At 42.6% G+C, this 23,684-nt stretch carries 22 protein-coding genes; 11 read left to right on the top strand and 11 right to left on the bottom strand.

Features of this window, described 5'->3' with window-relative positions; genetic code table 11:
• Positions 1 to 179: 179 nt before the first annotated feature.
• The 6 genes from AB4140_RS03870 to AB4140_RS03845 all read left to right on the top strand — a co-directional run bounded on the left by AB4140_RS03870 (position 180) and on the right by AB4140_RS03845 (position 8,958).
• Positions 180 to 2,666, top strand: a complete 2,487-nt coding sequence (locus tag AB4140_RS03870) for a S9 family peptidase (protein ID WP_102439924.1) — start codon at positions 180 to 182, stop codon at positions 2,664 to 2,666.
• 125 nt (positions 2,667 to 2,791) lie between these two features.
• Positions 2,792 to 3,934 (top strand): HDOD domain-containing protein, encoded by a 1,143-nt coding sequence (locus tag AB4140_RS03865; RefSeq protein WP_303413327.1) that lies wholly within the window; start codon positions 2,792 to 2,794, stop codon positions 3,932 to 3,934.
• Between the two features lie 338 nt (positions 3,935 to 4,272).
• Positions 4,273 to 5,490, top strand: coding sequence for an aspartate aminotransferase family protein (locus AB4140_RS03860; RefSeq protein ID WP_102439922.1), 1,218 nt, complete (start codon positions 4,273 to 4,275; stop codon positions 5,488 to 5,490).
• Between the two features lie 110 nt (positions 5,491 to 5,600).
• On the top strand, positions 5,601 to 6,620 hold the full coding sequence (gene astA, locus AB4140_RS03855; protein WP_102439921.1) for an arginine N-succinyltransferase: 1,020 nt from the start codon (positions 5,601 to 5,603) through the stop codon (positions 6,618 to 6,620).
• A 10-nt stretch (positions 6,621 to 6,630) separates the two neighbouring features.
• Entirely contained in the window at positions 6,631 to 8,091 is a 1,461-nt protein-coding gene (astD, locus tag AB4140_RS03850; RefSeq protein WP_102475913.1) for a succinylglutamate-semialdehyde dehydrogenase, read from the top strand.
• A gap of 66 nt (positions 8,092 to 8,157) precedes the next feature.
• Positions 8,158 to 8,958 carry a DUF1338 domain-containing protein gene (locus AB4140_RS03845; protein ID WP_303446308.1) on the top strand — a complete coding sequence of 267 codons (801 nt, stop codon included), beginning with the start codon at positions 8,158 to 8,160 and terminating at the stop codon, positions 8,956 to 8,958.
• Positions 8,959 to 9,078: 120 nt separating this feature from the next.
• Here the strand turns inward: AB4140_RS03845 and AB4140_RS03840 are convergent, their stop codons facing one another.
• From AB4140_RS03840 to crp, 4 genes are all read right to left on the bottom strand, one after another.
• Entirely contained in the window at positions 9,079 to 10,437 is a 1,359-nt protein-coding gene (locus AB4140_RS03840) for an ATP-binding protein (protein WP_371999861.1), read from the bottom strand.
• Positions 10,434 to 11,108: a response regulator transcription factor gene (locus AB4140_RS03835; RefSeq protein ID WP_102439917.1), complete on the bottom strand. Its 675-nt coding sequence runs from the start codon at positions 11,106 to 11,108 to the stop codon at positions 10,434 to 10,436. Before AB4140_RS03835 ends, AB4140_RS03840 begins: the two co-directional genes overlap by 4 nt.
• Entirely contained in the window at positions 11,089 to 11,433 is a 345-nt protein-coding gene (locus AB4140_RS03830) for a PepSY domain-containing protein (RefSeq protein WP_076538976.1), read from the bottom strand. Before AB4140_RS03830 ends, AB4140_RS03835 begins: the two co-directional genes overlap by 20 nt.
• Positions 11,434 to 11,519: 86 nt before the next feature.
• A complete protein-coding gene (gene crp, locus AB4140_RS03825; RefSeq protein WP_076538973.1) occupies positions 11,520 to 12,155 on the bottom strand; it encodes a cAMP-activated global transcriptional regulator CRP in 636 nt (211 codons plus the stop codon).
• A gap of 375 nt (positions 12,156 to 12,530) precedes the next feature.
• On the opposite strand from crp, the gene AB4140_RS03820 reads away from it, so the two are divergent.
• The gene (locus AB4140_RS03820; RefSeq protein ID WP_371999858.1) at positions 12,531 to 13,322 is read left to right on the top strand and encodes a sel1 repeat family protein; all 792 of its coding nucleotides are present in this window, start codon (positions 12,531 to 12,533) and stop codon (positions 13,320 to 13,322) included.
• A 134-nt stretch (positions 13,323 to 13,456) separates the two neighbouring features.
• Positions 13,457 to 13,888 (top strand): hypothetical protein, encoded by a 432-nt coding sequence (locus tag AB4140_RS03815; RefSeq protein WP_102475916.1) that lies wholly within the window; start codon positions 13,457 to 13,459, stop codon positions 13,886 to 13,888.
• Between the two features lie 266 nt (positions 13,889 to 14,154).
• On the opposite strand, the gene AB4140_RS03810 is transcribed toward AB4140_RS03815, so the two are convergent.
• From AB4140_RS03810 to AB4140_RS03800, 3 genes are all read right to left on the bottom strand, one after another.
• Positions 14,155 to 15,063 carry a phosphoribulokinase gene (locus AB4140_RS03810; RefSeq protein WP_303413335.1) on the bottom strand — a complete coding sequence of 303 codons (909 nt, stop codon included), beginning with the start codon at positions 15,061 to 15,063 and terminating at the stop codon, positions 14,155 to 14,157.
• Positions 15,064 to 15,211: 148 nt separating this feature from the next.
• The gene (locus AB4140_RS03805) at positions 15,212 to 15,478 is read right to left on the bottom strand and encodes a YheU family protein (protein ID WP_102439914.1); all 267 of its coding nucleotides are present in this window, start codon (positions 15,476 to 15,478) and stop codon (positions 15,212 to 15,214) included.
• Between the two features lie 2 nt (positions 15,479 to 15,480).
• Positions 15,481 to 16,443: a hydrolase gene (locus AB4140_RS03800; RefSeq protein WP_102439913.1), complete on the bottom strand. Its 963-nt coding sequence runs from the start codon at positions 16,441 to 16,443 to the stop codon at positions 15,481 to 15,483.
• A 98-nt stretch (positions 16,444 to 16,541) separates the two neighbouring features.
• On the opposite strand from AB4140_RS03800, the gene AB4140_RS03795 reads away from it, so the two are divergent.
• Entirely contained in the window at positions 16,542 to 17,042 is a 501-nt protein-coding gene (locus AB4140_RS03795; protein WP_102439912.1) for a TAT leader-containing periplasmic protein, read from the top strand.
• Between the two features lie 35 nt (positions 17,043 to 17,077).
• Complete coding sequence (locus tag AB4140_RS03790; RefSeq protein ID WP_102439911.1) at positions 17,078 to 18,673, top strand: GMC family oxidoreductase; 1,596 nt, start codon at positions 17,078 to 17,080, stop codon at positions 18,671 to 18,673.
• A 31-nt stretch (positions 18,674 to 18,704) separates the two neighbouring features.
• Here AB4140_RS03790 and AB4140_RS03785 read toward each other — a convergent pair whose 3' ends face one another.
• Both AB4140_RS03785 and AB4140_RS03780 read right to left on the bottom strand, forming a co-directional pair.
• Positions 18,705 to 19,154: a TIGR02444 family protein gene (locus tag AB4140_RS03785; RefSeq protein ID WP_371999854.1), complete on the bottom strand. Its 450-nt coding sequence runs from the start codon at positions 19,152 to 19,154 to the stop codon at positions 18,705 to 18,707.
• 31 nt (positions 19,155 to 19,185) lie between these two features.
• Positions 19,186 to 21,096 (bottom strand): ABC transporter ATP-binding protein, encoded by a 1,911-nt coding sequence (locus AB4140_RS03780; protein WP_102439909.1) that lies wholly within the window; start codon positions 21,094 to 21,096, stop codon positions 19,186 to 19,188.
• Positions 21,097 to 21,260: 164 nt separating this feature from the next.
• Between AB4140_RS03780 and AB4140_RS03775 the strand changes: the two genes are divergently transcribed.
• Complete coding sequence (locus AB4140_RS03775; RefSeq protein ID WP_198589351.1) at positions 21,261 to 21,458, top strand: YheV family putative zinc ribbon protein; 198 nt, start codon at positions 21,261 to 21,263, stop codon at positions 21,456 to 21,458.
• A gap of 151 nt (positions 21,459 to 21,609) precedes the next feature.
• Here the strand turns inward: AB4140_RS03775 and AB4140_RS03770 are convergent, their stop codons facing one another.
• Complete coding sequence (locus AB4140_RS03770; protein ID WP_102475919.1) at positions 21,610 to 22,146, bottom strand: DUF4124 domain-containing protein; 537 nt, start codon at positions 22,144 to 22,146, stop codon at positions 21,610 to 21,612.
• Between the two features lie 630 nt (positions 22,147 to 22,776).
• Positions 22,777 to 23,622 (bottom strand): pantoate--beta-alanine ligase, encoded by an 846-nt coding sequence (panC, locus tag AB4140_RS03765; RefSeq protein ID WP_102475920.1) that lies wholly within the window; start codon positions 23,620 to 23,622, stop codon positions 22,777 to 22,779.
• Positions 23,623 to 23,684: the final 62 nt, after the last annotated feature.

Genomic DNA, 23,684 nt, shown 5'->3' with positions numbered 1-23,684 from the left:
CGGCTAACCTTACTTTCCTCTCCAATAATCAATAATTTCCGTTACAACTTTGACCAAAAAAGCTCACAAGTTTACTCCTTTTTTATGATATAAAAGAGCAATAATAAAAGCACTTGCCAAACAGTGGTTAACGTTTAGGCGAGAATATACCAAATATCTTTGATGACAAAGGATTCAATATGACAAGGCTACTGCGCAATACTGCGCTTAGTGCGCTTTCTTTAGCGATCATTTCTGGTTGCAGCGCGACCGCAACTAGCAATAACACCCCAAGCATTTCTAACGCAGCTTCAAGTTACACAGTGCCGCTTGCGACACCTCCTCAAGTTGAACAGCCTTTAACCTTAAATCAGATCATGGCCAACCCTGATTGGATGGGTGTGTTAGCTAAAAATGCTTATTGGGGCGATGATAGTCAGTCAATTTATTTTAATCGACAAGCACATCAGGCGCCAATTGCTGAGGTTTATCAGCAAGGCGTGAGTCAAACTCAGGCAAGTCTTATTAGCTTGAATCAGTTGCATTTAACTGATCAAAAGCACGGTGTGTTGAGTGCAGATAAATCGCAAAAAGCCTATATCTATCAGGGTAATATATTCGTTAAGCAATTAGCGTCAGGGGACGTAAAACAGCTTACCCGCGTGAATACTGCCATTGATGAGGTTAAGTTCCTTAGTAGCGGCGATTTGGCTTATTTTCAAGGTAATAGTGTCTTCAAGATACATCTGCAGACTGGGTTAACTGAGCAGCTAGCAGATGTGCAAATGGCCAATGCCCCTAAAGGGGTTAGCGATCCAGAATCTTACATTGCCAAACAACAGCATCGTTTGATTGCCTATGTTGCTTTGCAGCATAACAAGAGTAAAACCCGCGCTGAATATGCCGAGGAGTTAGCGGCGCAAGACCCGACTTTTGCGGCTAAAACTTGGTATTTAGGCGATGATGAAAAAGTCTCTGATATGAGTCTTTCCGCTGATGGCCGTTACTTAGTGGTTAACTTAGTTGATAAAGACTATAGCTGGCGCAGCGAGCACGACATCATGCCAAATTATCTAGGTAAAGATGGCTATGTTGATGCAGTACCTGCAAGGGCGCGTGTGGCTGAAGACAGTTACCCAGGTGAACGATTGGTGGTCCTAGACTTGGTCGATCACGTTAAGAAAGATATCACTATTGAAGGTCTTGATGGTTACGATGCCGACGTGTTAGCCAGTGTAAAAGCTGAAAATGCCAAAGCCAAAGGCGAGCGTTATAACAGCGAAAAATCGCCACGGGTATTGCAACTGATGCAAGATTGGACTTGGAGTCAAAGTCCGATGCAGTGGCATGAATCTGAAAATAAATTGCTGGTTATGATTGAAGCGGTTGATAATAAAGATCGCTGGATCGCCAGTGTCAACCTTGAAACCGGCAAGCTAAAAACAGAGCACCGTTTACATGATGATGCTTGGGTTAACTACACCTTTAATCAATTTGGTTGGGTAGGAACATCTGAGTCATTCTATTACTTATCTGAAGAGTCTGGTTATTCACAGCTTTATGTTAAAGGTGAAAATGGCAAGACCAGCGCACTTACCAATGGCGAATATGTGGTTGATCAAGTGACCTTATCACCCGATGCGACGCATCTTTATTATCGTGCTAACAAAGACCACCCTGGAACTTATAATGTTTATCGGGTTGAGATTGCTAGCGGTAAAACTGAGCAGCTGACCCAGTGGACAGGTACCCTTGATTATGAGTTAAGCCCTAATGGTCAATCGTTGCTATTAACGGCATCAACAGCCACCCAACCTAATGAGCTGTATGTGCAGCCAATTGGCGGCGAGCTTAAGCAGTTAACTCATTACACCAGTAAAGCGTTTGCAGATTATGCATGGCAAGCCCCTCAAGTAGTAAAAGTACCATCAACTCATGGTGCGAAAGACATTTACGCTAGAGTCTATTTACCTCAGGGCTATGATGCTAATAATGCTGAAAAATATCCTGCAGTAATTTTTAACCATGGTGCGGGTTACCTGCAAAATGCCCATAATGGTTTTTCTGGCTATTTCAGAGAGTTCATGTTCCATAACTTATTAACACAACAGGGTTATGTCGTCATGGATATGGATTACCGTGGTTCTAAAGGTTATGGCCGCGATTGGCGCACCGCTGTGTATCGCAATATGGGTCATCCTGAAGTTGAAGATTTAAAAGACGGCGTTAGCTGGATGGCGGCTAACAGTCATGTTGACGGCGCTAAAGTAGGTACCTATGGCGGCTCTTATGGCGGCTTCTTAACGTTCATGGCGTTATTTAATGAGCCTGAGTTATTCCAAGCGGGCGCAGCACTTCGTCCGGTCACCGATTGGGCGCATTATAATGCGCCATATACCTCTAACATCTTAAATACCCCAGATGTTGACCCCATTGCCTATGAAAAGAGTTCACCAATTGAACACGCACAGGGTTTACAAAAACCATTGCTGATCATGAGCGGTGTGCTCGATGACAATGTGTTCTTCCAAGATAGTGTGCGCTTAGTACAACGCTTGATTGAGTTAGAAAAGCCGATGTTTGAAACCGCGATTTACCCTGTTGAGCCACATGGCTTTAGACAGGCATCAAGCTGGTTAGATGAATATCGTCGTATCTACAAATTGTTTGAGCAAGAGCTAAAGTAATGATGCGTTTTACTTAAGCTGATTTAAACCATAAGGCTTCCATTTGGAGGCCTTATTTGTAACGATAAGCAGCAGTTGAAATATAATTTTCATATAACTAACACAGAATTAAAGGCAGTTTATTTGTGGCAGTGTCGGTAGCAGGTGGCGTAAGGCCAGGAAAAGTCATTGAAGTTGAGCGCAGGCTGTATAAGCAACTGATTATGGGTAAGGAAAAGTTACCCTCGCAGCTTGATGACTTAGATAAGCAGTTAGAAGATGACGCCAATAAACTTGAAGTTGAACGTTTAGCCATTAAAGCACGTTTAGAAGAGCAAGCGCGGGCTCAGTTGGTGTTACAGCGCATATCAGAGCAATTGACTAACACTGTCATAAGCTCCCTTGAGCATCAGCTCAATTCACCTCAGCAGATGTTAGCGCAATCGGGTTTAAAAGAGTCCCATATTTTATTATTGGATTTACTGCTTAACAAAGAACCTGATCTGCGCCGAGTGCGATCGCTTGTTGAAAATATCAGCTGGCTATCGACCGATCTTATCAATTTAATCAATAGCCCAGCCTCGAGTCACCGCAGACCGCAGCGATCAGAAGTCAAAGTAACCGACATTAAGTTAGTGCTTAATTATATTGGCATTGAAAATTTGCAAGCTGTGATCCCTTACTTTTGTTTACGGCATTGGCTGCCATCGGGCAATACTAACCTGATTTGGGCTAGTCGTAAGTTATGGCGTTACAGCATGATCACCGCCATAGCGGCCAAAGCATTGGCAGCGCTGCATCAAAAGGATGTGGCATTGGTTTATAGCGCAGCTTTGATGAAGCAATTAGGCGCAGCGACTATATTAAATGCCAGCGCCAGACAATTTGAAAACACATGGGGAACCTGGCTACGTGAGACCAGCGCCAAAGGGGATAAAACCTTATACGATGCGGTAATGGCCTCAGCATTTCCAGCTGAGGAAGTGTTTGAGCAAGTGATGTCCTATGGTGAGCAGCTTAATTGGCAATTATTGGACTTAATGGATTTTAACCAGAGCCAGCTAACCCAAGTGCTAAAAGAGCTCGATTTAAATTATCACTTTAGCGAGTTTTCCACAGAAAGCGCTATCGTTGCCAAAGCCAGTTGTTATGCCAAGGTATTAATATTAGAGCAATCGCGTTTAATTGAGCCGCAAGAGAAGCGAGTGTTATTTGATTATTATGAATTTACCGAGCAAGAGCTGATCCGTTTAAAAGCGCAAAATTACCGCAAGCTTAATTTAGTTTAAAGTCAGGCTTTATCCCCCTTAAGTATGACTAAATCTTGTTTAGTTATGCATTTATGATGAATAGCTAGCTTATTTGAGGCCAAATAACTTTTTTTATGACTATTTATGCTAAAAATAAGCTGTAATAGCACTTTGTATGTGAAGTTTGTTAACTCTTTATGCATTATTCATTTAAGTTATGAATAGTTAACCGCTAAAAACTGGTATTTTGATCACGTTTTAGCTAATAATGACCTGCAAGCTATACAAACATCCGCAGTCAACTTAAACCAAAATCAATACAGCAAGCGGAATAGAGTGACTTAAGTGTCGCTAATAACTTTAAGGAACGAAAAGCAATGAGCGTTGAAATGAACTTAACACGTGCCCAATTTGATGAAGTCATGGTGCCTAACTATGCGCCAGCAGCCGTAATCCCAGTTCGCGGAGAAGGCAGTCGAGTTTGGGATCAACAAGGTAATGAGTTTATTGACTTTGCTGGTGGTATTGCAGTGAATTGTTTAGGTCATTGTCACCCAGCACTTGTTGGCGCCCTAAAAGAACAAGGTGAAAAGCTGTGGCATTTATCAAACGTAATGACCAATGAGCCAGCATTAGAGCTGGCGACGAAACTGGTTAACGCCACGTTTGCTGAGCGTGTTTACTTTGCTAACTCAGGTGCTGAAGCCAATGAAGCTGCACTAAAACTTGCCCGTCGTTACGCATTAGATAATCACGGCCCACAAAAAGATCAAATCATCGCCTTTGATAAAGCATTCCATGGTCGTACCTTCTTTACTGTTACTGTGGGTGGTCAAGCGGCTTACTCTGATGGTTTCGGGCCTAAACCACAAAGCGTTACTCATGTACCATTTAATGATATTGCCGCTCTAGAAGCGGTAATTTCTGATAACACTTGTGCCATCATGCTTGAACCACTTCAAGGTGAAGGCGGTATTATCAATGGTGACCCAGAATTCTTAAAAGCTGTGCGCGCACTTGCTGATAAGCATGACGCATTAGTTATTTTTGATGAAGTGCAAACAGGTGTTGGCCGTACCGGTGAGTTATTTGCCTACATGGGCACCGATATTGTGCCTGATATTTTAACCAGCGCCAAAGCCCTAGGCGGCGGTTTCCCAATTGCTGCAATGCTAACCACTGCTAAAATTGCCGCACATCTTAAAATTGGTACTCATGGTTCGACTTATGGCGGCAACCCATTAGCGTGCGCTATTGGTAATGCTGTTATGGATGTGGTGAATACGCCTGAAGTACTGAATGGTGTTAAGCATCGCGAACAGTTATTCCGTGATGGTTTAGCGGCAATCAATGCCAAATATAATGTGTTCTCAGAAGTGCGTGGTAAAGGCATGTTATTAGGCGCAGTACTTAACGAGCAATATGCAGGCCGTAGCCGTGACTTCTTAGTTGCATCGGTTGCAGAAGGCTTAATGAGCTTGATTGCTGGCGCTAACGTCGTGCGTTTTGCTCCATCTCTTGTTATCCCAGAAGCTGATATCGCTGAAGGTTTAGCACGTTTCGAACGTGCTGTAGCTAAAGTGGTTGCAGGTTAATAGATAAGTAAAGCGTAAGGGTAAAACCTTGCGCTTTTTTATTGGGTTATCGGTAATGAAAAGTCTGTTTGTTGGTGACTTTTTATTACTGGATTATCAAGGAGAGTCAGATGCTAATCATACGACCGATTCGTGGCAGTGATTACGAAGCACTTTACAAGGTCGCCGTTGAATCGGGTCATGGGTTCACTTCCCTGCCAGTCAACGAAGAGCTATTACGCTCTAAAATCGCTAGAGCTGAAGCTTCTTTTTCCAAGCAAGTTGAGAAACCTTTCGATGAAGGTTATTTGATGGTGCTTGAAGATTTAAAAACCAATCAAGTTGTCGGTACCTGCGGTATTGAAGCCGCTGTCGGGATGGAAGATGCCTTTTATCATTACCGTTTAGGCACTGAAGTCTATCATTCTAAACAAATCTCAGTTCGTAACGAAGTGGAAACACTGACGCTTTGCCATGACTACACTGGCGCTGCAGAGTTATGTACGCTGTTTTTAAATAAAGAATATCGCAGAGGCTATAACGGCCGCATGCTTTCTCGCTCGCGTTTTTTATTCCTCGCTCAACATGAGCAACGTTTTGGCAGCACTGTAATTGCTGAAATGCGCGGCGTAAGCGATGAAAAGGGTGATTCACCTTTTTATGAGTGGTTACAAGATCATTTCTTAGGCATTGATTTTGTCGAAGCCGATTATTTATCGGGGTTAGGTAAAAAGGCCTTTATGGCTGAAATGATGCCAAGAAGCCCGATACATGTATGCCTATTGCCAAAAAAAGCACAAAAAGTGATTGGCGAGGTGCATAGAAATACTAAACCTGCGCTGAAGTTATTGCAGGCTGAAGGCTTTAAATTTAGAAATTACGTCGATATTTTCGATGGTGGTCCAACAGTGGAGTGTGCGCTAAGCGACATCCGCGCCGTGAGTCAAAGCCGTCTACTCACGGTCACTATTGGAAAGATGCCTCATGCCGATCATCAATATCTTGTCGCCAATACCTTGTTAGCGGATTACCGCGCAACAGCGGCAAGAATTTTAGTTTCACAAGAGCATGATAACGTCACCTTAAGCCCACAATTAGCTGAAGCGCTAATGGTTGAGCAAGGCCAGCAAATTCGCGTATTAGAACTGTAGGAAACAGCAAATGACACAATTTATCAAAGGCCAATGGTCTAATGGCGAAGGTCATGAAATTACATCACTCAACCCAGCAAATGGTGAGGTGATCTGGAGCGGTAAAACGGCGACAGAAGCCCAAGTTAATAGCGCCATTGATGCCGCAAGAAGTGCGCAGTTTGACTGGTTTATGCTTGGCTATGAGGCGCGTTTAGCCATTGTTGAAGCGTACCGCAGCGAACTTGAAGCGCACAAAGCTGAGCTTGCTGAAGTGATAGCCCAAGAAACCGGTAAACCTCAGTGGGAAACCGCCACAGAAGTGGGCGCTATGATAGGCAAAATTGGCTTATCAGCTGCAGCGCATGATAAGCGTACTGGTACTGAAACTAATGACATTCCCGCAGGTCGCGCCGTTTTACGTCATAAGCCGCACGGCGTTGTTGCGGTATTTGGCCCTTATAATTTCCCTGGTCATTTACCCAATGGTCATATTGTTCCAGCCTTACTTGCGGGTAACACCGTGGTGTTTAAGCCATCAGAGCTAACTCCGAAAGTCGCTGAAGAAATGCTAAAACTTTGGGACAAAGCAGGTTTGCCACAAGGTGTGATTAACTTGGTTCAAGGCGAGCTTGAAACCGGTAAAGCATTGGCCTCGCACCCGCAAATTGATGGACTATTCTTTACCGGTAGTTCTCGTACTGGTCACTTGTTGCATCAGCAATATGCAGGGCATCCTGGCAAAATTTTAGCCCTTGAAATGGGGGGTAATAATCCATTAATTATCAAAGACGTCACAGACACTAAAGCGGCCGTTCACGATATTATTCAATCAGCTTATATCTCATCTGGTCAACGTTGTACTTGTGCACGTCGTTTGTACATCCAGCAAGGCGCTGCAGGTGATGCGTTAATTGCTGAGCTTATTACCGCGATTAAGCAAATCAAAGTGGCTAGCTGGAATGCACAGCCGCAGCCATTTATGGGTTCGATGATTTCTGCAGCCGCAGCTAAAGGCATGGTTGCCGCGCAGGCTAACTTGTTGGCATTAGGTGCGACATCGCTTATTGAGCTTACTCACGTTGAAGCGGGGACTGGTCTAGTGTCTCCTGGGTTAATTGATGTGACAGCAATTGCAGAGCTGCCTGATGAAGAATACTTTGGTCCATTGCTGCAATTAGTTAGATACCAAGCCTTTGATGATGCCATTGAGATGGCAAACAACACGCGTTATGGACTTTCTGCTGGTTTGTTGGCGGATAGCCGCGAAGATTACGATTACTTCTTAGCCCGTATTCGTGCAGGTATCGTTAACTGGAATAAGCAAATCACTGGTGCATCTGGCGCAGCACCATTTGGTGGTGTTGGTGCATCAGGTAATCATCGTGCAAGTGCATTTTATGCTGCAGATTACTGTGCTTACCCTGTGGCTTCTGTGGAAGCGGATAGTGTTAGCTTGCCTGCGACATTAAGCCCTGGTTTATCTATCTAGTGATCTAGATTGCAATGAAGGCAATGACTTTTGGGTCATTGCCTTTTTTTAAAGAAGGATTTTATTATGCATACCGACGTTAACACTTTATTCGCCGCTTTATGGCAAGACTACATCAATATGACGCCCTCGGCGGCAAACATTCAGCAACTGTTAGGGCAGGGAAAACCGATCATTAACGATCATATTGCCCTGCGTACCTTTAATATTGAAAAAGTTAACCTTGCTGTATTGGCGGCTCATTTTGAGTCGCTTGGTTATGTTGCCAGTGGTGATTATCACTTTGAGCAGAAAAAGTTGGTTGCCAAGCATTTCGAGCATCCCGATCCGCATCAGCCTAAGGTGTTTATCTCTGAGCTGTTAGTGGAAGAATTTAGCCCTGAAGTGCAAAGCATTATCCATGGTTTAGTTGATCAAGTGGATGCTGCGGCGACAACTGCGGATAATTTTTTATATTCAGGCTGTCATTGGCGTGTCGATATCGCCACTTACAAAACCTTATTGGCAGAAAGCGAGTACGCAGCTTGGGTTGCGGCCATTGGTTATCGCGCTAACCATTTTACGGTTTCCATTAATGAGCTGCCTGATTTTGAAACCATTGAATCAGTCAATGAAACCCTAAAAGCTGCTGGCTTTACCTTAAACACCGCTGGTGGTGAGATTAAAGGTTCAGCTGAAGTGCTATTAGAGCAGTCATCAACGATGGCAGATCGCATGGCGGTCAGCTTTGCAGATGGCGAACTTGAAATTCCAACTTGTTTCTATGAGTTTGCCCGTCGTTATCCGATGGCTGACGGTGACCTGTATACTGGTTTTGTCGCCGCGTCTGCTGACAAAATCTTTGAAAGTACTAATGCTGTCAAATAATGCTGCTAGCTAAGTCGGTAGAATTGCGTTAATTTTACCGCTAATGAAAATGCCAAGTAAGTCAGTTTATCTGGCATTTTTCATTGTTAAGTTGCAAGGTTTTAGTACGCCATTAAGGGATTATGTTACGGCGCTACCATCTGGGGTGGTATTGGCAAATATAATGCAAACATGTAAGCCTTTTAACACATCACCACGCTCGAACTTGAGTTGATAACCATATTGCTCAACAATTTCTTTTACAATGGATAACCCCAGCCCATGGCCTAACACGGCTTCATCTAAACGTTTACCGCGATTGGTCAGTTGGCAAATTTGATCGTCATTGACGCCGGGGCCATCATCTTCGATACACAGGGTTAATGTTTGTTGCTGCTGAGATACCGTCAAATTGACCGCTGAATTTGCCCACTTGTAAGCGTTATCTAATAAATTACCAAACAGCTCCATACCATCTTCACGGTGTATCGGCAGGCGACTTATGTCATCGCTGACATCAATGCTGCAATGAATGTTTTTATGGTGATGTACTTTATCTAGAGTGCTAATGAGCGCCTCAAAATCACGTGGCACCACCATTTGCGCTGCTGGCAGCATATCACCAGTAATTCTAGCCGCAGTGAGCTTACGTTCGATCATGTTGCGGATCAGGTCTAATTGCTGCTGCATGGCTTCAGCCGCTTGCGGGTTTGATAAACCCAATACTTCAACTTGTTGCTGCATCACGGCTAATGGGGTTTTTAGGCCGTGGCTTAAATTACCTAAATTATTTCTACTACGCTCAATTTGATTAGCGGTGTAATCTAATAATTCGTTATAGGTTTCAGCTAAAGGTTTTATTTCAACTGGAATCTTGGTGACTTCTAGGGCATCGATTTCACCTTGGCGTAATTTGGCCAGTGAATCTTGAATGTGTTTAACTGGCTTAAATGATTGGCGTAGAATGATAAAAATACCGCCAATCATTGCCAGTAGCATGGCGATATTAATCGCCAACTTAGTGCCAAACACTTCACTAAAGACCCGCCGGCCAATACTTAAGTCTTGAGCAACCGTAAGGGTGGCAACTTTATCGCCATTGATTGAGCCTATACCAATCGATAATAACTGCATGTCATTATTTTTTGGCCCTTTGGCTTGCCATACCCGGGTTTGATCATGCTGCAATAATTCGATATCTAATTGCACATCCCATAGAGAACGGGAGCGGATCACTTGATCATCGGAGTTAAATTGAAAGTATCGACCTGAATAGGCGGGTTTGTAAAAGCTGGAGAGTTGGTTTTGGTCGATGATAATTTCACCAGCATTGATATGGCTGGCGATAATGATGTGTTCTAAATCTTCTTCGAGACGATTGATGATAGAGTCATGAAACGCTTGTCTTAACATGGACTCAAATAATATGAGTCCGATGACGGTGGCAATAATGATTAAACCGCTAAGCCATAAACTTAGCTTACTGCGGATTGATATCATTCAACAATGCCGTGAAAAATATACCCTTGGCCACGGCGGGTTTCAATGGCGGTTTTACCAAGTTTTTTACGTAAATGGGTAACGTATACTTCAACCACATTTGATTCTTTTTCATCGTCAAATTGATAAAGCTTATCGGTAAGTTGTGCTTTTGAGAGTAATTTCTTTGGCGACATTAAAAATATTTTTAATAGTCTAAATTCCATGGCGGTTAATTCGTAATGCTTGTCACCGATATGCACTCGTTGCTCTGACTCATCAAGGGTAATGCCACCATAACTCAACTGTTTTGATGAGGTATTAAGACGGCCATGGGCACGATGAATAAGTGCCTGAACTCGCGCTAACAGCTCTTGAGCATGAAAAGGCTTACCAAGGTAGTCATCAGCCCCCGCATTAAAGCCTTCGACCTTCTCGTGCCACTGACTGCGCGCAGTGAGCATAATCACCGGCGTATCAATGCCTTTTTCACGCCAAGACTCGACGAGTGTTAAGCCATTACCGTCAGGCAAGCCAATATCCAAAATCACACAATCGTATTGAGTTTCTTTGATGAGGTAATCTGCTTCAACAGCTTTATCGGTTACATCAGTAACGTAGCCGGCTTGTTTTAGTTGTTTTTCAAGCTCAGCAACTAAGAGGGTGTTATCTTCAACGAGTAGCAGTTTCATTTATTTGGCATTCACTTGGTAGTTGGTCAATTGACTCTGGCATCCCATTTGTAGCATCGAGAAATAAATGGATGATATGCCCTTTTTTTATCTTTAACTGTAAATCATAACGCCATTTGTCATCCTCTTGATAGAGGCTGGCATCAATTAATTCACCCTGACAGTATTGTGCAAGTAAAGTGAGGGAATAATCAAGCGAACGAATGCTACCGGATGTAACTAAGCGTTGAACTTCATCATGTGGTAGCTCTGCAGTCATTGCTTGTGATGCTGGTGTTAGAGTCGATATAAGTAGACTGAGTAGTAATGCAGTCAGCAGCCTCATCAGACAGACTCCCATAAAAAAAGTGATAATTAGAATTGCTAATTATCACTTTAATTAATCACCCTTAAATCAAGCTGAAGCTTAACTTAACGAGTGCCATATACCACAATAGTTTTACCGTGAGCTTGAATAAGATTTTGTTCTTCAAGCATTTTTAATATACGGCCAACAGTCTCACGTGAACAACCTACAATTTGACCAATCTCTTGACGAGTGATCTTAATTTGCATGCCATCAGGGTGAGTCATTGCATCTGGTTGCTTAGCAAGGTGTAATAATGTTTGTGCGATGCGTCCAGCAACGTCTAAGAAAGCTAAATCGCCGACTTTTTGGCTAGTGCTGTGCAAACGGTAAGCCATTTGCGCAGTTAACTTCATTAGAATTTCAGGATTAACCTGAATCAGTTGCTTGAATTTCTTGTAAGAAATTTCTGCGATTTCACAAGGTTGTTTGGCACGAACCCAAGCTGTACGTTCAGCTTGTTCTTCGAATAAACCAAGTTCACCAATAAAGTCACCTTGATTAAGGTATGAAAGGATCATTTCTTTCCCTTCTTCATCTTTAATCAATACAGCGACTGAACCTTTAACGATGTAATACAAGGTATCAGACTCTTCACCTGCGTGTATCAAGGTGCTTTTCGCTGGGTATTTATGGATGTGACAGTGTGAAAGAAACCATTCCAAAGTTGGATCAGGTTTAGGCTTGCCAATCAGAGCCATGTGTATTTCCTCGATTGATAAAATGAAAGTAAGGACTATCTAATAAAGTAATTGTACTTGAGTTAATCGTGTAAAACTTTGATGAAGATCGAGTTTAACATTATGAAAAAACAGTCAAGTACGGTATTAAGTTATTAAATTAGAAATTTATTTTTGCAGCTGCACGCCACATTATTATCTAATTTAGCCTTATCTGTTTTAATTGGCAAGTTGATGTTTCTTTAAAAGCATTGTTTTATCAGATTTTTATCAAGCTTTAGATTGAAGATGAACGATTTATTATGATTAATAGGGATTGGTTTATTGTAAAAATCCCCATTGGTGGTTATTGTTAATTTGATTATCAAAGTTGAATCGCTGCAGTACGAGGTTAGTTTGAAATATTCGCAGAAATTATTAAGTGTTGGCTTAGCCTGCTCATTAGGTTTATTGACGAGTGTCAGTGCGCCAGTCAGTGCCTTTTCAATTCCTCAATCGAAAGCATCTCAAGCGGCTAGTAAATTAGTTCATATCCAATTGCGGGCGGCGGAAGGCAATGCCGACGCACAATTTTTATTAGGGCTAATGAGTTTAGCGGGGCGATTTGTCGACCAAGATATTGATCAAGGCATTTATTGGGTCGAGCAAGCGGCGCTACAAGATCATATTAAAGCGCAGCAAACTTTGGCAGATTTAACCTTTGAAGGAAAGTTATTACCGCGGGATTTAACGGTAGCAGAAAAATGGTACCAGTCTTTAGCTAAGCATGGCGATCCACGAGCTCACTTTCGATTAGGCTTTATTTACTCTGCTGGTGGCGATGGTGTAACCCGCAGTTGCGGCAAAGCTTTAGAGCAATTCACCCAAGCAGGTGACGAAATTGCGCTGGGGAATGTGGCGTGGATTTTAGCGACCTGCCCTGAAGAAGAGTATCGTAATGGGTCAAAAGCGGTGCAGCTTGCACTGCAATTGCTTGAAAGTAACGCTAACGATCCGACCAACTTAGATAACCTTGCTGCTGCTTATGCCGAAATGGGTGAGTTTGAACTGGCTGTTGATACCCAACAAAAAGCCATTGAAGCATTAAAGCAAAACCCAGAAGTTGCCCAGAGCGATGAATTTATCATGCGACTTGAACAGTATCAGCAAGGCAGGGCTTATCGTGAAATCATTCCATTAATGAATTAAGCAATGTTTTGTTTGAATTGAAACGGCCAACAAGGCCGTTTTTTTGTGGCTAAATTTTAGTGCGCGTGGACAAATCATAGCTATTATTAGCTGATGATTAGAGTCAGTTTATTCATCACGACTAGGCGATCACAATGAATGGAATTGTAGATAATAAATTAAAGCTCTATCAGCTTACGGTGATATTTAGCTTACTGTTTTCGCTAATGGGATTCTCATATAACGTCTGGCGTATGGAGATAACAGAGCATAATAGCAATGTTAGAACAGCAAGTTTTGAAATGCTGCTAGAGCTAGCGCAATTAGAGCAATTGGTCTATGCGGCGCATTACGATAATGATACTGAATTAGGTAACCCTAGGGTGGGATGGGTCAAAGTGGGCTTAATTGAAGATTTAAGTTCATTAACCAATGATCAAGTCAGGCTTAAAGCACAAAATTTAACCTTGGTTTGGTCAGAACAATGGCAACAGATGCTAGAGAGCGAAGCTGCAAGTATGGAGATTACCGCTAAAATTGATTTGGTTCGGGCTGAGATAAAACGCTTACTGGTCTCGTTAAATTAACGGTTTAACAGGGCGAGTTGAAATGGTTTTAGTCTTAATTGAACGCGGCTTATAAGGGCGCTTCAAAGAGCAAGTGACAGGAACAGCGAATAATAGAAGCAGGTTTGCTGATATGCCCAAGTGCGCTAACAGATAAATAAGGGGGAATTAACACCCAAGAGCACATCAACTATCGTTCTTTCGCCTGAAGTCCCGACAGCGAGAATGATAATGGTTTAGGCTTAAATTAAGCTTAACCTGCCAAGTTTACTTGTATTAGTCGTTGCTTATTCTGCTGGGCTAGCATCATCGAGCTGTTGTACTTCATCGGCAGCTGCTTTTTTCTGCATAATATCTTTAATCAGTGGGGTTAATATTAACTCCATTGCTAATGACATCTTGCCACCAGGCACGACTAAAGTATTGATGCGTGACATAAACGAGCCGTCAATCATTCTTAAGTAATAAGGAAAATCAACATTGTCAATATCTCTAAAGCGGATCACCACAAAACTTTCGTCTAAGCTGGGGATGTCTTTAGCGCTAAATGGATTGGAGGTATCAACTGTAGGAACTCGTTGAAAGTTGATATGGGTGCGAGAAAATTGTGGCGTCATATGCTTAATATAATCATCCATACTGCGCACAATCGAGCCCATGACTTTTTCACGGCTATGGCCTCTGTCTGAGGTATCGCGAATAATTTTTTGAATCCACTCTAAATTGACAATGGGCACCATACCAATCAATAAATCTACGTGCTTGGCAACATTAGCATCTTCAGTGACGACGCCGCCATGCAAACCCTCGTAATACAGCATATCGGTTTTTTCAGGTAATGGGTGCCACTGGGTAAATGTGCCGGGCATTTGGTTAAATGGCACCGCTTCATCAAAAGTATGTAAGTAGCTACGGGTTTGGCCTTGGCCTGTTTCGGCATAGCTTTTAAAGCACTCTTCAAGTTTGACGAAATTATTGGCTTCAGGGCCAAAGTAACTGAGGTTGTTATTTTCAGCCTGTGATTTTCGAATTAATACTTCCATCTCTGCACGGGTGAAGTTATGGAAACTATCCCCTTCAATAAACGCTGCATTAATGCCCAGCTGGCGGAAGATATGAGTAAATGCTGTGGTCGTTGTTGTTGTGCCTGCGCCAGATGAGCCAGTAACAGCAATAATGGGGTGTTTAATAGACATTTATCCTACCTAGATCAAACGTGAAGAAGTTAATTATGATGACAATTCAGTATTTTATAATCCGTTAGTCATTCACATTCACATGTTTCAACCTGAAGAAAAACAGACTCTATTTATACGGCTTGAAACGGGTTAGGTCAATCTTGCATTAAAAGAATGGCTCTTTGTCATCACTGTTTGGATGAATGATCTGCTGTTTTTGTCTAATGGCAATGGATTCATCTTCTTCGCTAAATTCAACGATGAGTTCGCCTTGTTTTAAAGCTTGTTTACATTGATTTATGGCATTTTGTAACTGAGCGTCATCGGTTTGGCCAAAAGAGCCATCTTCAATTTGGGTAAACAAGTACTCTTTAATTAAATTGTCTAATGTTGCTGGTGGCAGTTGTAGCAAGGCATCATAAGGAATAAGCATAATTAGCTCTTTAAAAAATGGATAATTCTTGATTCAAGGTAAAAACGTGGCTTCCAAGGAACGCCGCCGCTGATAAAGCCAACATGGCCGCCCTTAGGGTGTAACTCGTATTCCACATGTTCTGATAATTCTACTGCCGCAGGAATGACATCATCGGTCATGAAAGGATCGTCTTGAGCATGGATAACTAAGGTCGACTTGCTGACATTTTTTAAAAAAGGCTTACCACTGGCTCTTTGGTAGTAATCATTAACGTCAGCAAAACCGTGTAAAGGAGCCGTCACTTTATCATCGAATAAATAAAAGGTGCTTAATTGCTGAATTTGCGCTTCAGTGACGGGCATTTTCTCAACCAAATTGCTTTGCAGTACTTTGCTGTGCATTTTGGCTTGCAGTTGCTTTATTAAATGCTGCTGATAAACTTTTGAAAAGCCCTTTTCTAATTTTTTAGCACAGGCTGCGAGCCACAAAGGCGCTGAAACAATTATGGTTTTTTCTAGCAAGCTTTGCTCGCCTTGTTCACCTTGATATTTTGCCAGTACATTGCCGCCTAGGCTGTAGCCGACGGCATACAGTGGTGATTCTGGGTACTGCTGATGTAACTGAGTTAGGGTAAAGTGAATATCTTCGGTGTCGCCACTATGGTAACTTCTGGCTAACCGATTTGGCTCGCCTGAGCAACTACGGTGATGATGGACAACAGCGCATAAGCCATGGTTTTGGGCGGTTTGTAGCATACGCCTGACGTAGTGTGATTCACTACTGCCTTCAAGTCCATGGAGGATCACTAAAATTGGCTGGCCATTTTGCGGCTTGCCTAACCAATCCAAATCAATAAAATCACCGTCAGTCAGCTCTTGGCGCTGTCTGTGGGTGTCTGGTTTGGCCACCTTAAATAAAACAGGTAAAATCGTTTGAATATGAGGACTTACTGCCCACCATGGTGGAGTGAAAATCTTTTTCATAAGGGTATGTATAGTGCAATAGTTTGTGAATGTTCAAACGTATGTTTAAATGTTGTTAGCGACCACTTTATCACAGATGTTTGCAGCAAGGGATAACTATGAAACGAAGAACCTTTTTGGCTGGCGCCTTTACCGGTACCGCTGCGCTGGCCTTGGGTGTGAGTTTATACACCCCAGACATTACCGATCATCCTGATGAAAATCATCGTTTACTTTTTAATGTGCTAATCCCTATTTTTATGGATGGCACTTTGCCAGAAGTTGCTAATTATCGCGAAGCCTTTATTAATCGTACCATAGTCGCGATTAATCAAACCATCAGTGTGCTGCCTGATGATCAAAAAAGCGAGATTAATCAGCTATTAAATCTACTTGAGAGCCGGATGGGTTTATTGCTGCTAACGAGTAGCCTGACGCCATTGATGCTTCGCTCTGCTGATGAGTTAGTGTTGATGCTAGAAGAGTGGCGCCATCATTTTCTGCAAATGCTGCAAACTGCCTATCTTGGCTTACGGGAATTAGTGCTATCCAGTTATTATGCCTGCCCAGAGCATTGGGGACGGTTACATTACGCTAAACCCACTTTTTTGACCGCCTAATTTTCTTTGATGTAAACCGTGTTTAGGAGTGAGACGTGGCCGCTAATATTATTGACCCCATTACAGAAGGTTTAAAAGCCGGCTGGCAACATATTGATGCGAGTAAACTTGAAAACGATCAGCATTTTGAAGCAGACGTAGTGATTGTCGGCACGGGCGCGGGGGGCGGAACGGCAGCTGAAATCCTCACTCAAGCGGGTCTTAAGGTCATCATGGTTGAAGCTGGACCACTTAAATCGTCCAGTGATTTTAATATGGAAGAGCGCCGTGCTTACCCTGATCTATATCAGCAAGCAGCAGCGATGAAAACCGCTGACAAAGGTATTGGTATTTTTCAAGGTCGCAGTGTGGGCGGCTCAACGACGGTTAATTGGACCACCTCAATTCGTACACCTGAGCAAGCCTTAGCATTTTGGGCCCAAGAAAAGTCAGTTAAAGGCCTATCGTCAGAAAGCTTATTGCCATGGTTTGAAAAAATGGAAACGCGGCTAAATATCAGCGAGTGGCAATTTCAACCTAACCGTAATAATGCGGCCTTAAAAGAAGGCTGTGAAAAACTCGGTTGGGAATATACGGTGATCAAACGTAATGTTAAAGGTTGCTGGAATACAGGTTATTGCGGTATGGGGTGCCCGGTCAACGCTAAGCAGTCTATGCTGGTCACCACCATACCGAGTGCCTTAGAGCAAGGCGCTCAGTTAATATCAAACGCTAAAATTACTGATCTACAGCATAAAGCCGATAAAGTGACTGGTTTAACCGCCAGAGCGCCTCTTGCTTCAGGCCATGGCGCGACTCTGACTTTTAAGGCGAAGCACTATATTCTTAGTGCGGGTGCTCTTCATACGCCGACGATTTTAATGCGTGCTAATACCCCAGATCCTTATCAGCTTTTAGGTAAAACTTTTCTTCATCCTACTTTGTTATCAGGCAGCATTTTTGATAAGCAAATTGATGGCCATAGCGGCGCGCCGCAATCGATATATTCCGATGAATTTGTATGGCGTGATGGCGCTGCTGGAGAGCTGGGTTATAAATTAGAAGTGCCCCCGATCCATCCAGTATTAATCGCATCAAAAACCATTGGTTATGGTCGTAGTCATGCCGAGTTAATGACCCAGTTTAACAATTTACAGGTGATGATTGCCTTAGTGCGTGATGGCTATTCGGCTCAGTCTCCAGGTGGGCAAGTACGCTTAACTGATACCGGCTTTGCGTTAGATTATCCGCTACAAAAACCTTTTTGGGATGCGGCGAGAAGGGCGTTTGCCACTATGGCAGAGCTGCAATTTGCTGCAGGTGCTAATGCCGTGTTGCCCATTAATGATGGTGTTGGCAAGCAGCTTAACTGGCAACAAGCCAAGCAAACCATTGCCACTATGGATATTGGTTTATTAAAAACCATTGTAGCCTCTGCCCATGTAATGGGCGGTTGCGCTATGGGAGAAGATAAAACCCTATCGATGGTCAATAGTGAGGGGAGCTCCCATTATTTTGAAAACTTGTCAGTTATGGATGGCTCCATGTTTCCAACTAGTTTAGGTGCTAATCCGCAGCTATCGATTTACGCGATTGTGGCCCGAAATGCGACCTTATTGGCAGAGCGTTTAAAGCCGTCAGTTAAGGTTTAATGCTATATGATTTTGTTAGTCTGCAGCGGTATTAAATTGCGTGTAAATTTTTAAAATCATCATGGTTAATCCCGAATAATGATAAGTAGTTATCGGTATTTTCATTTTCGCAATGCTGATTCGCTTTAATCTCTGGGGTAACAGTGTTGAGTTTTGTTAGTAGCATTTGCTGGGATTTACGTTCCAGCATTAACTCAATGTCGAGCATCTGCTGATATTCATTAGCTTTAATATGCTCTTTCGCTAAACGGCGCAAGGTGCGATAAGGGTTAACGACCTTGGTGTCCCAATCGTTTATGGTAGCCGCTAACGCTTGCCATTGGACTAAGGGCAGTAGATAGCCTTTTTTATCAAGGTATTGCGCCAGTAGCAGCATGTTAACATTCACTTGGTAAGCATCCTGAAGGCTGATGTAGCGCTTAGGTTCAATAGCGTATTGGCTTTCACATTCTCGCCATAGTAATGAATTAAACTGCTGCACTGATCCTATCCCTTGTTATCTGCATTATGAATTAACCGATACCAAACTCTTGTTCGATGATTTCAATTTCTTCTTGTAGCTCAAACCAGTTCATTTCACTTTCGTCCATTGATTGGGTGAGCGTGGTTCTTTCATTGAGTACTTTGGTCATTTTAGCTTTATTTTCAGCTTCATAAAGTGAACCATCAGCTAACTCTATTTCTAATTCTGCTAATCTGGCAGTGATTTTTTGTTGCTCAGTTTCTAACTTTATTTGTTTTTTACGCAGTGGCGATACTTTTTGTCTTAGCTCTGCTTCAATGCGTTTTTGCTGCTTTTTATCAATACTTGGAGTTGCCGAGCTATCTTTGCTGCTATTGGACTGAGCCGCTTTAGCCGCATCTAATAACCATTGATGATAGTCATCTAAATCACCTTGGAATGGTTTAACAGCGCCTTGGTCTACTAAGTAGTAATCGCTACAGCTTAAACGTAAAAGATGTCGATCATGTGACACAATCACCATCGCACCTTCAAATGTTTGCAGCGCCATGGTCAATGCGTGACGCATTTCTAAATCCAAGTGGTTGGTGGGCTCATCGAGTAACAGTACGTTAGGACGCTGCCAAACTAATAGCGCCAACACTAAGCGCGCTTTTTCGCCACCAGAGAACGGTCTAACGGGGGCAAGTGCCATATCGCCATTAAAACCAAAACCGCCGAGAAAGTTTCTAAGTTCTAGCTCTTTTGCGTTAGGCGCTAATCGCACCATGTGCTGTAACGGGGTATCATCAAGACTTAAAAATTCAATTTGATGCTGAGCAAAATAACCAATATTCATTCCTGGATTAGGTTGGTATCTACCCGTTTTGGGTTGTAATTGACCCGATAGCAACTTAATTAAGGTTGATTTACCCGCGCCATTTCGGCCCAGCAAGCCAATACGTGCACCTGGTACTAAGTTAAGCTCCACTTCGCTAAGGATGGTTTTATCATCATAGCCAATAGAGACTTTCTCCATAGTCACTAATGGGTTAGGCAAGGCTTCAGGCTCACGAAATGCCATGTGAAATGGGCTGTCTGCATGGGATGGCAGTAAGTTAGCCATTTTCTCCAGCGCTTTTAAGCGGCTTTGGGCTTGTTTAGCTTTACTGGCTTTGTAGCGGAAGCGGTCAACAAAGCTCTGCATATGTGCCCGTTCTTTTTGTTGACGCTCATAGGCCACTTGCTGCTGCGCCATACGTTCGGCGCGGATCCGCTCAAAGGAGCTGTAGTTGCCTTTGTAGTAATTAAGCTTAGTATGTTCAACGTGAACAATTTCATCCACGATACCATCAATAAAATCGCGGTCATGGCTGATTAAGATCAGGGTACCTTGATAGGCCTTAATCCAGCCTTCTAGCCAGTACATGGTGTCTAAATCTAAATGGTTGGTGGGCTCATCCAGCAGCAGTAAGTCTGAGCGGCACAACAGTGCTTGAGCAAGGTTGAGTCGCATTCGCCAACCACCTGAAAAGCTCTTTACAGGATTGCTTTGCTCCGCTTCGCTAAAGCCTAGGCCTGCCAACAATGAGCCGGCGCGAGATTTAATCGCATAGCCGCCAATCGCATCAATTTTACCGTGGATGAGGGCAATTTTATGGCCGTCATCTTCATCTTGAGCTTTGTTTAATTGAACTTCAAGCTCTCGAAATTCACTATCACCATCAAGCACATATTCCAGTGCAGACACCTCTAGCGCAGGCGTTTCTTGGGCTACAGTGGCTATTTGCCAACCAGCAGGAAGGCTAAACTCACCCTTATCAAGTTGTAACTGTCCCAAAATCAACGCTAACAGGGTTGATTTTCCGGTTCCATTGGCCCCGACCAGTCCCACTTTATGGCCCGGGTAAACGGTAAGGTTGGCATCATCGAGTAAGGTTTTAGTTCCGCGAATGAGCTGAGCTTGGCTGATGTTGATCATGAATAGCAACTTGATTGGAGTGAATACGTAAAGTGCAGCGATAATAACGTATCCTAATGCTGAATGACATTTTATTTCTGTGAAATAGTGAGACGCTTTGGCTGAAATCATGGCAAAATAGCGTCACAGGAATTGCACAATTACATTAGAAAAATAACAACATTATGCCAAAAATTAAAAAGCGCTTCGTTGCAGGAGCAAAGTGTCCTAAATGTCACGCCCAAGACAGTATCGTATTATTCAAAGAAAATGGTATTGAAACTGTGGAATGTACTGATTGTGATTACCGAGAGCAACAAACGGAAGCTAAAGTGGCTGAAAAAGCCAATGGCAATATGATCGGAGTATTTAAGCCAGATTAGCGGCTGGAGTAACTGGCTTTGCTTCTCAAGAATATTGAGTTTGGCCTAGTGTTTAAGTTGATACTGGCTGTTTAAGTTGAGGCTAGCTGGTGAGGTCGATAATCAGTACTTAGCTAAAATGAAAGCGACTAAAAATCACTTTTAGTCGCGGCTAGCCTTCTTTTTGTGCCAGTGATGTTGGCGCATCACTTTCTTCGATGATTTTCTTTTTATGATCAGTTAATACGATGATAACTTGACGATTATTGCTCATAAGCTCGTCAAAGCGTGAATTGATTTCTTTCAAATCTTTAATGTAATCAGGGTCATCTTTTTCTTTTTTATGCCAATAGCGATTACGATCAAGTTTTTGGATTTCACTGGCGCGCAGAATTTCGAAGTAGCTGTTTTCTTGCTTCAATCGATACACTTCACTATCAAGCAGCTGAATTAACTTCTCTTTTGAAATGGTTTTTTTCTTCAGTAGGGCTTTGAGCGGGTCTTCTTTAAGGACAACTTTATCAGAGTCGATTTCGGTAGTGATCCCTAATTGAAATTCGATTTTGTGCTGACGATACTCTTTCGGGCAGACAGTTTGACTAAAGACGACGCGTTCATCTTTCATGCACTTATAAATGCCATTGGCTGATGCGATAGGGCTTGCAATCAACGCTAGCAAAATGAATGTTTGTAATAGTCTACTTGGCATGCGGCCACAGATCCTTTTGTCTAACCGATATCGTATCAACTTAGGTGTTGGGTTTATATCAGAAGGTTACCGCTTGGAGGCTCAATATCCATTGAGTTCCGCTAGTTGTTAATTATTATAGTCGGTTATTGCTGTAATGCTTTAGCATACTTTTTAACTATGGCTTAATTTTGGTGAGAATGCCAGTTTTTTGACGCTGGTTTTATAATGTAATAGTAAAAAATCACTATAAATTTGTAATACTTAGTGGACAGTGGGTTAAGTCTTACACTGTCAATGGCGAATGGCTTAACGACTAAAAGTAAGGTTATTGATTCGGTGAGGTTTTCGCCAAAATTCAGTAATAAGTATTACAAAGTGATGATATGTTTCTGATTTAGCAATTACGATCGTAAGGCTTAGTGAATCCTCTTCTAAGTATTACTATCGAACAAGCCAACTAGCGAATGACTTAACGGCTAAAACTCAGGTTGTCGATTAGGCGAATATTGGCTAAAAAGGGCAGTAAAGCGAATTTCAAAATAACTATCTATTTGGATTAAAAATCATAATCATAATCAGAGTCAGCAATTAGACTAGTAAGACTTAGTGAATTCTCTTCTAAGTCTTACTAACGAACAAGCCAATGGTTTAACGACTAAAAGTTAGATTGTCGATTAGGCGAGTATTGCCCAGATAGGCCGCGACAAGTATAACAAAATGGTTATCTTCAGCTGTCACTGGGGCTAAAGTCGCTGCGTTTCTTACCGCTAAAAAGTCCATTTTAAAACCTGCATCAATGAGCTGTTGTTTAGCTACTTCAATGGCTAGCTCAATGGTTTCTCCAGCGGTCACTTGAGCGGCAACATAATCCATTACCTTCTTTATGCTTGTGGCTTGGATTTTTTGCTGGGCAGATAAATAGCCATTTCTAGAGCTCATAGCGAGCCCTGATGCTTCTCGAACAGTGTCGATGCCGATGATGTCGATAGGCAGAGATAAGTCTTCAACCATGGCGGTGATGACCATCAACTGTTGATAATCTTTACGACCAAATAGGGCGATATCCGCTTGAACAATATTAAATAGTTTACAAACTATGGTTGCCACACCGCGGAAGTGTCCGGGACGACTGGCGCCGCAAAACTCTTCGCCTATTTTAGGTACTTCAACAAAGGTCTGATTCTCTAAGCCTTTAGGGTAAATAATCTCTGGTGTCGGTGTGAATAGTAGCTCTGCACCCGCATTAATCAGTGCATTCTGATCATCTGCTAGGGTGCGCGGATAAGCTGCTAAATCTTCATGTTGTCCAAACTGCATTGGATTAACAAAAATAGACACCACCACATGATCGGCTCTTTTAAGCGCTTCAGTAACTAATCTAATGTGACCTTGGTGTAAATTGCCCATGGTTGGCACAAACGCAACGGTTTCACCTTGCATATGCCATTGCTTTACTTGCTTTCTAATCTCAGCAATATTCGCGGTGGTGATCATCATTTTTACCTAAACTATTTATCCAAAATATCTATCGATTTAATTAATTGGTTCACTATTAA

The organism is Shewanella sp. 10N.286.51.B2 (assembly GCF_041469265.1).
In the GTDB taxonomy this organism is placed as follows: domain Bacteria; phylum Pseudomonadota; class Gammaproteobacteria; order Enterobacterales; family Shewanellaceae; genus Shewanella.
This window is presented reverse-complemented; position numbering and strand designations above follow the sequence as displayed.